A 15,695-nucleotide genomic window follows, 5' to 3' on the forward strand; every position below is an offset into this window, starting at 1 on the left:
TCAGACTCCCGCTGCGGTGACGACGGCTCGGCGTGTGAGCACCTTCGCCAGGTGGGTGCGGTACTCGGCGTCGGCGTTGGTGTCGCTCATCGGTTCGGCGCCCTCGGCGGCATGGTCGGCGGCCGCCCGGATCACGTCGATGTCTGCGGACTGCCCTACCAGCGCCTGCTCCACTCCGCGGGCCCTGACCGGTACCGCGCCCATGTTGGTCAGTGCGACCGCGGCGTTGCGGATGGTCCCGCCGTCGACGTCGACGGTCGCGGCGACCGCGACCATCGACCAACTCTGTGACACCCGGTGGAACTTCTCGTAGTGGGCGCGCCAACCGGTGTGCTTGGGGATGCGGATGTCGACCAGGATCTCGTCGGGTTCGAGTGCGGTGGTGAAGATGTCGGTGAAGAACTCTTCGGCACCGAGGCTGCGTCGGCCGTTGGGCCCGGCGACGGTCATGGTGGTGTCGAGAGCGACGGCCACCGCGCCGAGATCGCCGGCCGGGTCGGCGTGGGCGAGTGAACCGCCGAATGTGCCGCGGTGGCGGATCTGCGGGTCGGCCACCGTCGCGGTGGCCTCGGCGAGCAGCGTGGCGTGTTGGCCGACGAGAGCATCGGTCATGACGTCGTGATGGGTGGTCATCGCCCCGACGACGAGCGCGTCGCCGTCATCGCGCACCCCACGCAGTTCCTCGATCCGGCCGAGATCGATGATCGTGCTGGGTGAGTTCAACCGCAGCCGCAACACCGGCATCAGGCTCTGCCCACCGGCGATGACCTTGGCGTCCTCGCCGGCGTCGGCCAGTGCGGACAGCGCCTCGGCCAGGCTGGTCGGGGCGACGTACTCGAACTCGGACGGAATCACTTGGCACCTCCCTGGGTGGACGAGGAGCGGGCCGCCTCGATGGCTTTCCACACCCGCATCGGACTGCACGGCATCTCGACCTCGGTCACCCCGAGGTGGCGCAGCGCGTCGAGGACCGAGTTGACCACCGCGGGTGTCGAGGCGATGGTGCCTGCCTCGCCGACCCCCTTGACGCCCAGCACATTTCCGGTGGCCGGGGTCTCGGTGCGGTCGGTGATGAAGTGCGGCAGATCCGGAGTGCCCGGCACCAGATACTCCGCGAACGATCCGGACAGCAGCGTGCCCGACTCGTCGTAGATCGCGTCCTCGTACAGGGCCTGCGCGATGCCCTGGGCGAGACCGCCGTGCACCTGTCCTTCCACGATGAGTGGATTGACCACGCTGCCGATGTCGTCGACGCACACGTACTTGCGGATCTTCACGAACCCCGTCTCGGTATCCACCTCGACGGCGCACAGATGCGTGCCATGTGGGAACGAGAAGTTCTCCGGATCGAATGTCGCCTCCGAATCGAGGTTCGGCTCAACGCCTTCGGGCATGTCGTGCGCGGCGAACACGGCGAGCGCCACATCGGTGATGCCGACCGCTTTCTCGGTGCCCTTCACCGTGAACTTGCCGTCGGTGAACTCGAGGTCGTCCTCGGCCGCCTCCATCAGGTGCGCGGCGATGGGACGCGCCTTGTCGACCACTTTCTCGGCTGCCTTGACGACGGCCATGCCACCGACCGCGAGGGAGCGCGAACCGTAGGTGTCGAGTCCGCGTGGCGAGGTCTGGGTGTCGCCGTGTAAGACCTCGACGTCCTCGAAGGGCACGCCGAGTCGGTCGGCGACGATCTGGCTCCACGCCGTCTCGTGACCCTGGCCGTGGGCTGAGCTGCCGGTGACCACCTCGACCTTGCCGGTCGGCAGCATCCGGATCGCGGCGTGTTCCCACCCGCCGGCACCGCCGCCGAGCTGACCCATGATCCGCGACGGCGCGAGGCCACACATCTCGGTGAAGGTGGATACGCCGATGCCCAGTTGCACCGTGTCGCCGCGTTCGCGGCGCTGCGCCTGTTCGCGACGTAGTCCCTCGTAGTCGAACAGCTCCTTCGCCTTTTCGGTCGCCGCCTCGTAATTGCCGGTGTCATAGGTCAATCCGGCGACGGTGTCGAACGGGAACTCCTCGTGGCGGATCCAGTTCTTCTCGCGGAGCGCGAGTGGATCCATGTCGAGTTCGGTGGCGAGCTCGTCCATCATCCGCTCGATGGCGAAGGTGGCCTCCGGACGTCCGGCACCGCGATAGGCGTCGGTGGGCACTTTGTTGGTGAAGACATTGGTGCAGGAGAAGTGATAAGCCGGGAACTTGTAGATGCTGTTGTACATGAACGCGCCCAGGATGGGCACCGCAGCGGTGAACACCCGCAGGGTGGCGCCCATGTCGGCGAGCAACTCGACTTTCATGCCGGTGACCGTGCCATCACGTTTCGCCGACAGGGTGAGCTTCTGGATCTGGTCGCGGCCGTGGTGGGCGGCCTGCATCGACTCACTGCGCGACTCGGTGTATTTCACCGGCTTGCCCAGGCGCCGGGCGATCAGCAGTGCGAGCACCTCTTCCGGGCACACCTGCAGCTTGCCGCCGAATCCGCCGCCGACATCGGGGGCGATGACGCGCAACTTGTGTTCGGGGATGCCGAGTGTCATCGCGAGCATCAATCGCAGGATGTGCGGGACCTGGGTGGCCGACCACATGGTGATCTGGGGGCCCGTCGGGTCGACGACCGCCGACCGCGGCTCCATGAACGCGGGGATCAGGCGTTGTTGGCGCAGCGTGCGTTCCACGACGACCTCGGAATCGCGGATCGCGTCCTCCACACTGCTGCCGGTGCCCGCCTCGGCCGAGTCGAACACCCACACCGCCTGGACGTTGGTGCCCATGTCCGGATAGACCAGGTCGGCTCCGTCCTGCGCGGCGGCGGCCAGATCGAGGACGACAGGCAGGTCGTCGTAGTCGATGTCGATGCTCTCCAACGCGTCGTGCGCGGCGTACGGATCACGGGCCACGACGATCGCGACCGCCTCGCCGGCGAACCGGACGGTGTCGACTGCGAGCGACGGGGCCGGCGGGACTTTCATATCCGGAGTGATCTGCATCGCGTTGGGCAGGGAGGCTTGCTCCTCGGCGAGGTCGGCACCGGTGTAGACGGCGACGACGCCGGGCATCTGCTTGGCCGCCTCGGCATCGATGCTTGCGATGCGTGCGTGCGCCATCGGACTGCGCAGGATCGCGATGTGCAGCATGCCGGGCAGCACGATGTTGTCGGTCCAGCGGGTACGGCCGGTGATGAGATGGTCGTCTTCCTTGCGGACGCGGGCCTTGCCGATCTCGTGTTCGGCGGCAGCGCTCGGTTCGACGGTCGCGGTCACTGGGCACCTCCCGTGGCCTGCATTTTGTCGGCGGCGTCGAGGACGGCGGCGACGATGTTCTGGTAGCCGGTGCAGCGGCACAGGTTGCCTTCGAGGCCTTCGCGTACCGCGTGCTCATCGGGACTCGGGTTGTCGCCGAGCAGATCGATCGTCGACATGATCATGCCGGGAGTGCAGTAACCGCATTGCAGGCCGTGGTTGTCGCGGAATGCCGCCTGCACGGGATGCAACGCGCCGTCGCGGGCGAGCCCTTCGACGGTGGTGACGTCGGCGCCGTCGGCCTGCACGGCCAGGACCGAGCAGGACTTGACGCTGTGTCCGTTCAGCAGGACGGTGCAGGCGCCGCAGTTGCTCGTGTCGCAACCGACCACGGTGCCGACCTTGCCCAGCTGATTGCGTAGGTGATGGACGAGTAGCGTCCGTGGTTCGACGTCGTCGGTGTAGGTTGTGCCGTCGACGGTGAGGGTGATGCGCATGGGGCCTCCAATGCATGCCGGCAATCGTGGGCTGGCGCCGGGCGAAACCTTCCACCGTCACTCTGCGCCACCACTGTGTCCCAGATCACCGAAATCGCGGAATCCGTACTCGGCGCCTCGGATTCGTCGCCGTTATGAGCTGGTGTCCTGCGGGACACGAATCAGGCCTCGCGGACCGCAACCAGCAGTTCCTGCAACGTCGCCAGCGAGTGTCCGGCGAGCAGCAGGTCGAGGTGGGGTAGTGCGGCGGCGATCCCGCCCTGCACGGGCTGATAGCCGGGCGCACCGGCGTGCGGGTTGACCCACAACACAGCCTTGGCGAGGCGATGCAGGTGTGCCATCTGTTGCCCGAGCAGCGCCGGATCGCCGCGCTCCCAACCGTCGGAGAAGATCACCACCACCGCGCCACGCGCCAATCCCCGTCGACCCCACCGGTCCAGAAAAGCCTGCAGTGTGTCGCCGAGCCGGGTTCCGCCCGCCCAGTCCGGCACGGCGCGACCGGCAGCGGCGAGTGCCAGTTCGGGATCGCGGGCGCGTAACGCCACCGAGAGTCGCGTGAGCCGGGTGCCGAGGGAGAACACCTCGGTCCCGGACGGGTTCGCGCGGGTCACCACATGCGCGAAGCGCAGCAGGGCATCGGCGTAGGGGCTCATCGATCCGGAGACATCCAACAGCAGTACCACGCGGCGTGGCCGGGTGGCGGATCGATGGTGGCTCGGACGTACCGGTTCGCCCCCGGCGGCGAGCATGTCGCGCACGGTGCGTCGTGGATCGACCCGTCCCCGCCGGGCCGGGGTACGACGTAGGGCGGCCCGCCGCGGCGGGCGCGGCCGCAACTCCGCGATGAGTTCGGCGAGGTGGGCGCGTTCGGCCGCCGACAGCGAGGAGATGTCGCGGTGGCGCAGCACCTCGGTGTCGTCGGCGGCCACCGCCAGCTGTGGCCCCGATCCGTCCGTGCGCTGTTCGCCGGCGGTCTGAAGCGCGGCCATCGGGCTGTGCTTGGGCTGGGTGGGGCGTCGGGTGGCGCGTGGGACCTGATCGCCGAACCAGGCGTCGAAGGCGAGATCGAAGCGCGGCTGGTCGTCCGGGTCACGGCACAGGGTTGCCCGGCCGGCCCAATACACCGCGTCGACGTCGGCGAGGTCGATCTCGCGCAGCGCGCGGAGGAACGTTTCGACGGAGTCGGTCGCGACCGGCAGCCCGGCGTGTGTCAGGGTCCGCGCGAACCCAGCGACGCCGACCAGCTCGCCGGTCATGCGAGCAGACGGTCCAGCCCGGCGCGGGCGACGCGATCGAGATCTTCGCGGTACTTCAGGACGGTACCGAGGGTGGCGGCGGCGATCTCGGCGTCGAGCACATCACGATCGAGTTCGCGCAGGGCGCGTGCCCAATCCAGGGTCTCGGCCACGCCCGGTGGTTTCAGCAACTCCAGGCCGCGCAGGACGTGCACTGCCTGTGCCACCTGGGTGGCCAGGTCGTCGGCGATGCCCGGTACCCGGCGATGCATGATGGCGATCTCGCGGTCCAGGTCGGGGTGTTGTAGCCAGTGATAGAGGCATCGGCGTTTGAGCGCGTCGTGCACCTCACGGGTCCGGTTGGAGGTCAGGATCGTCAGTGGCGGCGTTGCGGCCCGGATGTGTCCGAGTTCGGGGATCGTCACCGCGTTCTCGTCCAGCAACTCGAGCAGGAACGCCTCGAACTCGTCGTCGGCGCGGTCGATCTCGTCGACGAGGAGTACACAGGGCGCGTCGGTAAGTGCCTGAAGGAGCGGCCGGGCGAGCAGGAAACGTTCGGTGTAGAGCGAGGATTCGGCTGCGTCGGCGTCCAGAGCGCCGCCGCTGGCCGCTTCGAGTGTGCGCAGGTGCAGCAGTTGACGCGGGAAGTCCCAGTCGTAGAGAGCCTGCGAGGCATCGATGCCCTCGTGACATTGCAGCCGGATCAGTGGCAGTTGCAACGCCTCGGCCAGTGCTACCGCGAGTGAGGTCTTGCCGGTGCCCGGTTCGCCCTCGCAGAACAGGGGTCGTCCCATTCGCAAGGCGAGGAAGGCGGCCATGGCCAGACCGTCATCGGCGAGATAGCCGGTGGACTCGAGAGCCGCCGCGAGTTCGCGCGGCGATCCGGCGGCGGGTCGTGCGTCGGTCACCTCGCGAGCCTATGCCCAGACGCGGCCCGGTAGGTCGGGACCGCGCACATCGCCGTGACGTCCGGGAGATCGCGTTGCGGCCAATCCTGCGGCCCGGGTGTGGCGGCTCCCGATGTTTGGCACGATGAACGCGAGGTCATGCCAGTTACCCACAGCCCGGGAGAGTCATGAGCAACGTCAACATGCCCATTACGATCGGACGACGCAAGGTGCTCGGCGGTGCGGCCGCCGTTGCCGGTGCGGCCGCACTCGCGGCCTGCGGGTCCGACGACAACACCGATTCGGCGTCCACCACCACGGCCGATGCCGATTCGTCCGGTGCCGAATCGTCCGGGGATGGCGGGCTGCTGCCCGATGCCGCCTCTATCGCCGTCGGTGGGGGTGTGGTGATGGAGGCGGTGAAGACGGTCGTCACCCACCCTGCCGACGGGGAGTACAACGCATTCTCCGCGGTCTGCACCCACAAGGGCTGCACGGTCAGCGATGTCACCGACAACGAGATCATCTGCCCCTGTCACGGCAGCAAGTTCTCCGCCGAGGACGGCAGTGTCATCGAAGGCCCCGCGACCGAGCCGTTGGCATCGCGACCGATCAGCGTCGCCGACGGGAAGGTCACGCTGGGCTGACGCCCGGCGGCGTTGTTCGTCGCCGCCGGTCAGTTCTCGGTCGAGCCCGCCGAGGCGTCGTCGGTGGACGCCGCAGTTTCCGGCGAGGTGTCCGTCTCCGGTGAACTGACGGTGTCGGGCGCGACCCCGCTGTCCGGATCGGCACTGCCCGACGCGGACTCAGCACTGGGTCCGGTCGTGTCCGGCGTGTTGTCGGCGTGGTCGTCCGGGGAGTCCGCGACGACGGTCGGGGCCGGTACCTGGTTGTCGACGCTCGGCCCGGTGTCGACGGACGGCGGCGTGGACTGTGTCGTGGGCGGCGTCGGCTCTGGTGCTTGCGGTACCGGGTCTGGTGCCGCGGCGATCTCCGACGTGCTCGGACTGATTCGGGCGGATGTGGGAGACGGATCATCGGTGGGATCAGTCGCCGATGTGTCTGTGGCAGCGCGGGACTGTCTCTGGTCGGCTCCCGTATCAGGCGCACCGGTGGCCGCGGCGGAGGTCATCGTCACGCTGTATGGGGTGGGGGCAGCCGTGACCGGGACGGCCGAGTCCTCGACTCCGGGTCGCTGCATCGGATAGAAGGCTTCGGCCGCCCGGTTCCAGTCCTCGACATCATCGGCGGTGTAGGGGATGCCCAGTTCGTCGTGCACCCATTGGATGGCCAGCGCGAGTGGATGTCCGACGTCGTACACCTCGTAGCGTGTGTTGCCGTCGACGCTGTGGTAGACCGTCGGGTCGTCGAACCGGTTGATGTCGGCGTATGTCTGCGGTCCGTTGCCGCTGTGGACGGTGAGAAACCCTGCGGCGTCGACGATCAGCGACGACACGGGCCGGTACCACACCCACTGGAAGTTGGCGACGGGGTCGCCGACGACGATCACCGACGTCACGGGAGTGTTCCCGGTCGCGCCGGGGTTGCGGGCCCCGTCGGATTCGATGCCGATCACGCCGGCGATCTGCGGCAGAATCGGCGTATCGGCCAGCCACGACTTGATCCCCCACGGGCTGCGCGGATCGGAGACCAAGACGATCCGTGTCCGTGTGGGATCGAGGTAGCCACCCTCGTGGGCGATTTCGGCTGCATTGCCGACGGCGTCGGCGCCCTGCGAGTAGCCGGTGTAGACCACCATCGGAGGCCCTCCCGGCGCTGCGCCGGCGAACGCGCGCATGACGTCGAGATTGCGGTCGACTGCCACGTCTTTCGAGTCGTCATAGAGCGGCGCCAGGAAGGGCAGTGTCCCGGTCTTGCCGGCGATGATGGGACCGAACGACTCGGGATAGTTGACCACCAGGGTGGTCCGGCTGCCCATGAGTGGATAGATGCGCGGGAAGAGCGTTGCGTCATCGGTCCCCGGGGTCACGACGATGATCGCGCTTCCGGGCACGTCGTCAAGGAAGTCGAGGCCGTTGGTGTCGTCGGTCGCGTCGTAGACGATGCCGTCGTCGATCAGGTCGTCGACGACGGCGGTGGCGCCCGCCGATGCGGGTCCGAGCGGACCGAGCGTCGCGATGCACACGGCTCCGGCGACGGCCGATACCGCTGTCGCGCGCGTCGATGTGCTCCGGAATCGGTTCGTTGACAACTGTGCTGGTCGGCGATGCTTACCGCGGTGCGCCAATGTCATTTCTCCGTCACATAGGTGCTGCGGGGCTGAGTGCAGCAATGCTTCGTACCGTGCGATGCCCGATACCTCTGATGACGTTACGGAGATTCGAAATCGCAAATCTATCGACCAAATGTATGAACCTGAATCGTCAATGTAGATGACTGACCCCATTTCTGGGGGCTCGTAGTCGGGTCATGGCCGTCAGATGTGCATGCGTCAACGCCCGGCCCCTGCGGTCGGGTGTGGACGCCGCGCATAGCTGTGCCTCGCGTGCGAGACGGCCCTGCGCCTACGGGTGTCGGCAGCGATAGTCGCGGTAGCGAAAGATCCGGTGGACGCGCGGGGTCGCCGCGCAGCGGGGCTCGAGCACCGCCGGTGCCGGTGCGAGGACGGCAGGTACCGACTCGTTCCAGCGCACCCGCCGCACGTCGAGTGGGCGCTGTTCTCCGTTGACTGGGCGTCGTTTCCCGTCGACTGGGCGCTGTTTCCCGTTGACTGGGCGTCGTTTTCCGTCGGGTGGGCTTTGGTGGCCTGGGCTTTCGTCGTCGACTGTGTGTTCGGCGACGTGGTGGTGTGCGAGCGGGTCGACCTCGGTGGGGTTGTGTGCAGACCCCACGTTGTCGGGGCAGTCGGCTGACGGTCCGCGCACGTCGGGGGTCGGTGCATCGCATCGCGCGGTCCACGTTGTTGATTCGCTACCGTCGCCGGGGTCGTCGTCGGATGTCGGATCAGCGGCGGTGTCGGTGGAAGTCGACTGTGCGGCAGAAGGTTCGACCGTAGTGGTGTCGGGTTCGGTGGGCTCATCGGTGCCGGCGGAGTCCGTGCTCTCGTCGACGGGCGTGGCCGTGGTCTCGGGTGTGACCGCGTTGTCGTCGACCGCCACCGACGGGGTCGCGTCGGCGGCCCGCTTGCGGGTGCGGGCGGTGCAGGTGTCGTAGCCGCATGCGCATTCCAGGCGCACGTCGGGGACGCTGTGGATTTCGGCGAGGGCGATGGCGCGTCGGTGTCCGACGCGGCGGGGGTCGCGGCGGCAGACGCGTTCGGCGATGAGGTCGGCGATGCGGTGTTGGAGGTGGATGGCGTGTTCGGCGCTCAGGCAGGCCGACATTTGCATGTGGCCGAAGGCTTCTTTGGCGAAGGTGACGTTCTGGAAGGCTTGGGCGACGTCTTCGCGGGCTTGGGCGTGCGCGTCGGGGTCCAGGCTGATCAGTGCGCTGTCGAGTTCGTCGCGCAGCACGGTGTCGGGGGTGGGCCGGTAGGCCAGTTCCAGGGCGATGTCTTCGAAATCGACGGGCGCTTCGGCCGGGTCCTGGGGTGTCTCGTCGCGGCCGTCCGGGTCGCTGTCGCCGTCAACGCTCGCGTCACCGTCACCGTCGGCGCACGCGTCTGCGTCTGGGGTGGGTTCCTCGACTGGGGTGTCGGGTCGGGGACCGAGCGCTTGGTCGAGGATGTCGTTGAGGCGTGGTCGCAGGTTGCCTTTGGGGGCGGTCTGCGAGCTGGTGGCCAGTTCGGTGACGCGGTGGGTGCTGAAGTCGCCGGCGAGGTAGGCCAACCGGATTTTGGGCAGGTCGGCCAGCATGTGTGCCAGTGAGGCCCATTCGCCGGCTTTGCCGCGGGTGATGCCCAGTTGCAGGGAGATCTCGCCGATGGCGTATTTGTGGGCTTTGGTGTGGGAGCCGGAGTTGGCGTGTGGGCCGTGGCTGTTCAGGCGGTCGTTGTAGGCGCGGTCGCCGATCATGCCGGCACCGAGCACGGTGCGGGCCTCGGATTGGCGGCTCAAGCGCAGCGTGTCGCGCACTCCGTCGGCGTAGGCCATCTGGTCGGCGACACCATCGAGCGGCGCCGACAACACGGTGTCATCGGCGTCGTGATCGGTGAAGGAGAACACCAGACGACCCTTCTATGAGACGGCGGCGGGCAACGAATCAGCAACCACAATCAGGCTAACGATGGGGTCCGACAACAACGATCCACCAGCATCGGAGGATGCGGCACCGGCGCGGCGTCATCGAACAGATCCAGAGTATCGACGGGGTACGACAATAGTTGGAGCAATGGTCGTCGGCTCCGTTGCCGCCCGATCGAACAATCGTGGATCGGACGCCAACACAGTGCCCCCAGTCGGACTCGAACCGACACTGGGCGGATCTTAAGTACTTACGACCCGCTCGCGAGCGAACCGTCCGAACCTGCGACTTCGTCCCCGCATGGGCGCCATAAACTCTGTCTGGCAGCAGTTGTGCTGACGGCAGACGGTCTCCAGGGCATCTTAACCTCGATCGGTGGATCGAGGCTTAGGGCCGAAACCCCACCACACCAGGGGCTTACCCATACCTGGGGCCGTGCCCACGGTTACCAGCCGAAACTCAAACCAACATCTATGAAGGCTCGTTCATGAATTCTACGCCAGGGCCGAAGCGCCGCCGCTCGGTTGAAATCAGTGCACACCAACATAATTCACCCTACACGAGAACGTGTCAGGCTACGGCGCGGCTGCGCCGGTCTATCGCAATCCGGGGTGGCCCGGCGTGATACCGCTCCCACCGGGCGAAAAGTCACCACCGCCCGGTGGTTTCACCGGCCATTCGGGTGCTGACCCAACCGACGCCGACCTCGACGTCGTCGTCGACGATAACTGGACTCCCGCGGTCACCATGGGGGTGCGACTGGTCAGTGTGCTCGACGACGACGCGCAACACATCGGGCAGGCCGCCTACATTCGTGGGCTGCTGTAGGTGTCCGTATTTAGGGCAGCACCCGGTTCACATCGCGCGAGATGATGAAACCGCTGCGCCCATAACAGGTCATGCCCGCCGTAGTTGAGGTACATGAGTTGCCACGCACCATGATCGTCTGGCCGTAGGCGAGGGTGCGTGGACTCGGCGCGGTGAAGATGCCCTGAGAGGTGCAGAACTGCGTGACTTTGTCACCGTCGATGCGAACGGCATACGAATGGTTGGCCGTGTTGCGGCAGGTGACTCCCGAAGAAGCCGGCACCGACGACGCCGCCTGGCAGCCGAAGGGCGGGTTGTCGTCGCCGTCGACGCGGATGGCGCACCACACGTTGCCGCTGGGGGAGCGGAAGAAGTACTGCCCCGGTGCCGTTTCGAAATCGCGGGCGTCGACATTGGCGTCGTCGCGCGATGGTTTTGTCGGTGTGCCGGTGACGGGACGGTGTTGCTGCTGGTCGGTACGTGTTGTCCCCGGTGCCAACTTGGTCGAGTCGGCAGACGTCGGAGCCACCGGAGCGCCGGATGTAGCCGCCGTGTCGGGCGCGCCGGACTCGGTAACGGTGACCGTGTGCGCTGGTTCAGCCGCGGGGGTGGACTGACTTGTGTTGCAGGCTGCGACGGCCGCAATGAGCGGCGTCAGAACAACGACTGCGGCAAAAACTCTGCGATGGTGCATGAGTGCCTCCGGTGCGGGATGGTTGGGTCGCTCATGATGGATATCGACGCGCGAGGCGGTGGCGTTATACCCGAATCGGGTCTGTCATTCGAGTGGTCGACGCGGGGTGTTCAGTCGGGTGTCACCGACGGCCTGCACGGGGTGGGAAACCGTGCGTAGCACTCGCACGAACTCGTCGCCGGCATCGTCGAGAGCGCCGTCGTTGTGGATGACGAAGTCGCCACTGTGCTCGGGTGCCGGGTCGGGTCGTGCCAAGCGGTCGGTGACGTCGCGCCGATTCGCGTCCGCGGCCCTGCAGGCGCGCTCGGCGCACCGGGTCGGACACGCTCACCCGCACGCGGCCAGCCGTGCATAGCGTGTCGCCAGCTCCTCGAGCACACCGCGTGACACGTTGGCGACGACGGTGCGTCCGGTCCGCACGGCATCGTCGACGTGTGTGGGATGTCGTAGCGCAAGCCGTGAGCCGTCCAGCGGACCGCGAACTCGCCACGCGCACACCGTGCTTCAAATTCCGCGACGCTCACCGGTTGATGCACCTCACCGTCACCGGGAGGGCGGGTGATCACTCTGCGCACTAACGTGGCGTCGCAACGGGCCTTGGCGTAGTCGATGAGCGAGTCCTTGCCGACGCCGCTGGCGCCCACGACAGCTACGAACGCTCCCGGCCCCAGCGCACTCACGAGACTCGGATGCCTTCGCGATAGACCGCTCGAACGACCGGTACCTGCCGTCCGCGCAGGTGGCTGGGTGTCGTCGACACCGTATGCGCCGCAATACGAACCAAGTCGGCGCGCTTACCGACGGCAATCTGCCCTCTGTCGTGCAAGCCGACTGCTGGAGCCGGGTTCCCGCTGACCAGTCGGGCGCCGTCGGTCAGCTGAAGCACGCCGTCGGCAGCCAATTGAAACACCGCTTGCAGTGGGCTCGACGGCACATAGTCGGACGACAGAATGTGCAGCAGTCCGCGGTCGAGAAGGTCGGTGGCGGCCACGCTGCCCGACTGGCTTCCGGGCTGCCTGCTCGCGCCGGTGCGCGATGCGATCGTCCATCTTCTCCGCGCGGATCTGGAGCGATCGCATCTAAGGTGTCGAAGGCTGGTTTCTGACGCACAGCTTCCGACACGCCGGTTACGCAGGAACGTCGTACGCCGCGGCGGTGAGGTTGAGCACCTGGCGCTCCTTCTTTGTCGGCGGAGAAGCCACTTCACCAGATGCTGCCACGCGCCACCGACAATCCACGGCGTAAACCGCTTACGCGCCGGGGTAGGACCGCGGTCGCGGAGGCTGAGCGCCCTGGCCAGGCTCATAGTCCTTCTACCTGCGCTGATGCGGTGCCCCCAGTCGGACTCGAACCGACACTGGGCGGATTTTAAGTCCGCTGCCTCTGCCAATTGGGCTATGGGGGCCCGGATGACAGCATGCCATGCACGAAGAATGAGCCGCCTCCGGGCGCGCCCAGGCGCTCGACGGTGCGGCGCGTTCCCAGAGCGGGAGAACTCCTGCGAATGGCTGCATGATTCCGAGACGCACACCAGATTGCCGACCCACATGGCGGCAGCCTCTTCCTCCTCTTGTTGATCACCTCCCGGGAGGGGCTGATCACAGATCGCCAGTAAACCAAAGGCGAATCGATACAAGTCAGCAGGTGTGACGTTCCATCGGCTGATTGCCGGGTCCTTGCGCCTGGATCGTTTGCCAGTTCGCGACCCGGCCCGTTCCCCAAAGGATCTAATTAGCTGCCCGAAGTTTCCGATTGCTAACTCGGTGCTGTATATCTTCAATCGCGCGTGTTGAGGCGCGTGAAGCGGCGGTGCGGAGGGAACGATCATGTTGGCAGACAACCGGAAACAGCGGCGGGCGCGGGAGCGGAGCGAAGCGCGTAAGTCGCGTCGGGTGCAAAAGGCGGTGGTGGCCCTGAGCGCCGGTATCGCGGTGGGCGTCGGTGCTGCGGGAGCCGCTGGTGCCGAGACGATCGGGTCGCAGGCGATCGCCGAGAACAGCTACACAACTGTTGAGAATCTGATCGTCATCGCCGACAACCTCGGGCGTACCCAGGTTGCCATGCTGGCACCGGCCGCATCAGTGTTGCCCGATGGCTGGGTTCCGGTCGTCACCAGCGAGTACTCGACCAGCACCGAGCAACTCAACTTCCTGGAGGCGCTCACCCAGGGTGGGCAGCTGTTGCTCGCCGTGCCCGACACCAGTCACGTCCCCGGCGCGTCTACTGCGCTGTCGGGGATCAGCCCGCAGGTGGCGCAGGCGTTGTCGGCGCTGCCGCTGGCCGACACGCTCGGCAGCGGGGCGACGGTGTACTCGAAGATGGGAACGGCGCTGGTCGGACTGAACCTCGTCAACCTCGACACGGGTATCCAAAACGGCCTCGCCGACGCGGCGGAGCTCCTCGGCGGCAACAAAGTCGACCAGGATGCCGGTCAGCTCACCGGAATTCCGTCGATCGACGACGCGCTGGGCTTCTGGACCGGTAGCCGCACCACCTCGAACTGGACGGGAACCGTCAACTGGTTGGGCGCCAGCGGTACCACCTGGATCAGCCAGGACCAGGTGAGGATGGACGGAATCACCTCCGAACAGCTCACGGCGTTGTTCGGGCAGAATTTGAATCAGCCGGATGCGCTGGTGGTCTCCAACGGATCGAAGGAACTGGTCAAGGTCGGTGAAACCTGCAGGTGGGGCATCTGTATACCCAAGTACGACTACGTGTGGATTGGCGAGACCGACGGCGACGGTAACCAGGTGCACACCACCATCTACGATCCGAACGCAGGAGTCGCTGACGCGTTGTCGGCTCTCGACGGCATCGATGTCGGCGGATTCACCATCACCCAGCGTGAGGCCGGCGGCTCCTACACCGGAGCGCTCGGCGGCCAGGCCGGATGGTTGGCCGCCGCGACCCAGGTGGTGGTGCCCGGGAGCAGCGGAGCCGACGACTATGTCGCGACGGTCCCCGTCTACGCCGCAGGCATCAGCCTGCCCGACGGCCTGTTCACCACCGGCATGCAGCTCAGCCCCGGCCTGGTGACGACCAGCGGACAGTCGGTGGACTCGGTTCTCGGGAGTAGCACCTCCACCTGGTCACTTCCCGCGTTGGGAGTCGGTGCCCAACAGACGTCCCTGCTGGAGTCCTCGCACCTCGGACCCGATGGTTTCTCCTACAACTCGGGATGGACGATCGCGGCCATCACTCTCGGTGATGTGACGGTGCCGGTGGTGTACTCGCTGGGTTCGGTCAACGTCGGTCCCAACGGGTTCGGCGTGAGCGGGCCGTCGATCATGGGTGTGGGTCTACCGGGATTCCAAGTGGGGTCCGCCCCCTCTGGCTCCGTATCGTCGACCATCCCAGATGCCATCTCCCAACTGCTCGGCGACGTTCCCACCTCGGTCATCACTCTCACACCGGAGATGCTGTTCCAGCTGGCACAGATCGAAGATCCGACCGGCGGAGTCCTGAGCGACCCGATCGGCACGCTCGAGTCGGTACTCAGCCCGCTGTTCACCAAGTACGTGACCCCGACGGCCACCGAGGTGTCTCAGGCCATCGCCGACGCCGCCACCGAGGCCGTCAACCAGGGCTCGAGCGCCATCGCCGCAGCCTCCGCAAAGGCCGCCGACGTCACCTCCGAGCTCGCTGACGCCACAGAGAGTGCCAGTCAATTGGCGGTGACTCCGCAGGACGTTGTCGAACCGAGCGCGGTCGAGACCGCCGTACCGTCGAGCGTGGGTCGCCATGCCTTGCCCGACGAACGGTACGCACCGACCGACACAACGGATGCCTCGACGACATACGTCGGGCGCCACCGTGCCGATGATGGGGAGTCGTCAGACGCCGCGAACGATGACGCCACCACCGATGTCGGTTCTGAGGGGACGGGCTCGGATGCCGGCACCGTCACCGCCGGGTCCGACACGGGCAACTCGGATAGCGGCAGCGCAGACACCGCCGGCGCAGACGCCGCGGACGCAGGCAGCAGCAGCTCGGATACCGGCAGCTCCAGCGCTGCCGGCCCCGACGGCAGCGCGGACGTCGGAACCTCTGACAGCAGTGGCTCCGACAGCGGTGACGGTGCTGCCGCCTGATCGGTGGCGGGGATCAACGCCGACACGCTTTGATCGGTCGTGTCGGCGTTGACCTCTGGTCAGGGGGCGCGATTTATCGTGGCGATCCCCACACCGTCG

General features: G+C 66.9%; 12 protein-coding genes, 1 tRNA gene and 1 pseudogene. 3 read left to right on the forward strand and 11 right to left on the reverse strand.

The window, feature by feature from the left end:
- From L1892_RS10955 to L1892_RS10975, 5 genes are all read right to left on the reverse strand, one after another.
- A complete protein-coding gene (locus tag L1892_RS10955) occupies positions 1–855 on the reverse strand; it encodes an FAD binding domain-containing protein (RefSeq protein ID WP_235723624.1) in 855 nt (284 codons plus the stop codon).
- On the reverse strand, positions 852–3,260 hold the full coding sequence (locus L1892_RS10960) for a xanthine dehydrogenase family protein molybdopterin-binding subunit (RefSeq protein WP_235723625.1): 2,409 nt from the start codon (positions 3,258–3,260) through the stop codon (positions 852–854). Before L1892_RS10960 ends, L1892_RS10955 begins: the two co-directional genes overlap by 4 nt.
- Positions 3,257–3,736, reverse strand: coding sequence for a (2Fe-2S)-binding protein (locus L1892_RS10965; RefSeq protein ID WP_235723626.1), 480 nt, complete (start codon positions 3,734–3,736; stop codon positions 3,257–3,259). Before L1892_RS10965 ends, L1892_RS10960 begins: the two co-directional genes overlap by 4 nt.
- A gap of 161 nt (positions 3,737–3,897) precedes the next feature.
- Positions 3,898–4,992: a vWA domain-containing protein gene (locus L1892_RS10970; protein WP_235723627.1), complete on the reverse strand. Its 1,095-nt coding sequence runs from the start codon at positions 4,990–4,992 to the stop codon at positions 3,898–3,900.
- Positions 4,989–5,879 carry an AAA family ATPase gene (locus L1892_RS10975; RefSeq protein WP_235723628.1) on the reverse strand — a complete coding sequence of 297 codons (891 nt, stop codon included), beginning with the start codon at positions 5,877–5,879 and terminating at the stop codon, positions 4,989–4,991. The genes L1892_RS10970 and L1892_RS10975 overlap by 4 nt, the downstream gene beginning before the upstream one ends.
- A 167-nt stretch (positions 5,880–6,046) precedes the next feature.
- On the opposite strand from L1892_RS10975, the gene L1892_RS10980 reads away from it, so the two are divergent.
- Positions 6,047–6,505, forward strand: coding sequence for a QcrA and Rieske domain-containing protein (locus L1892_RS10980; protein ID WP_235723629.1), 459 nt, complete (start codon positions 6,047–6,049; stop codon positions 6,503–6,505).
- 29 nt (positions 6,506–6,534) lie between these two features.
- On the opposite strand, the gene L1892_RS10985 is transcribed toward L1892_RS10980, so the two are convergent.
- Together L1892_RS10985 and L1892_RS10990 are read right to left on the reverse strand one after the other, a co-directional pair.
- A complete protein-coding gene (locus L1892_RS10985; protein WP_235723630.1) occupies positions 6,535–8,004 on the reverse strand; it encodes an alpha/beta hydrolase family protein in 1,470 nt (489 codons plus the stop codon).
- A 379-nt stretch (positions 8,005–8,383) separates the two neighbouring features.
- Positions 8,384–9,982, reverse strand: a complete 1,599-nt coding sequence (locus L1892_RS10990) for a hypothetical protein (RefSeq protein ID WP_235723631.1) — start codon at positions 9,980–9,982, stop codon at positions 8,384–8,386.
- A 712-nt stretch (positions 9,983–10,694) separates the two neighbouring features.
- On the opposite strand from L1892_RS10990, the pseudogene L1892_RS25090 reads away from it, so the two are divergent.
- Positions 10,695–10,829: pseudogene (locus L1892_RS25090) on the forward strand (mycothiol transferase); the annotation flags it as partial.
- Positions 10,830–10,839: 10 nt separating this feature from the next.
- Here L1892_RS25090 and L1892_RS11000 read toward each other — a convergent pair.
- The 4 genes from L1892_RS11000 to L1892_RS11015 all read right to left on the reverse strand — a co-directional run bounded on the left by L1892_RS11000 (position 10,840) and on the right by L1892_RS11015 (position 12,907).
- A complete protein-coding gene (locus tag L1892_RS11000; protein ID WP_235723632.1) occupies positions 10,840–11,337 on the reverse strand; it encodes a hypothetical protein in 498 nt (165 codons plus the stop codon).
- 249 nt (positions 11,338–11,586) lie between these two features.
- Positions 11,587–11,757 (reverse strand): hypothetical protein, encoded by a 171-nt coding sequence (locus L1892_RS11005; RefSeq protein ID WP_235723633.1) that lies wholly within the window; start codon positions 11,755–11,757, stop codon positions 11,587–11,589.
- Between the two features lie 421 nt (positions 11,758–12,178).
- Entirely contained in the window at positions 12,179–12,808 is a 630-nt protein-coding gene (locus L1892_RS11010; protein ID WP_235723634.1) for an amidohydrolase family protein, read from the reverse strand.
- A 25-nt stretch (positions 12,809–12,833) separates the two neighbouring features.
- A tRNA-Leu gene (locus L1892_RS11015) sits at positions 12,834–12,907 on the reverse strand.
- A 421-nt stretch (positions 12,908–13,328) separates the two neighbouring features.
- Between L1892_RS11015 and L1892_RS11020 the strand changes: the two genes are divergently transcribed.
- Positions 13,329–15,596, forward strand: coding sequence for a hypothetical protein (locus tag L1892_RS11020; protein ID WP_235723635.1), 2,268 nt, complete (start codon positions 13,329–13,331; stop codon positions 15,594–15,596).
- Positions 15,597–15,695 lie beyond the last annotated feature (99 nt).

Source organism: Gordonia tangerina (assembly GCF_021556435.1).
Classification (GTDB): Bacteria; Actinomycetota; Actinomycetes; order Mycobacteriales; family Mycobacteriaceae; genus Gordonia; species Gordonia tangerina.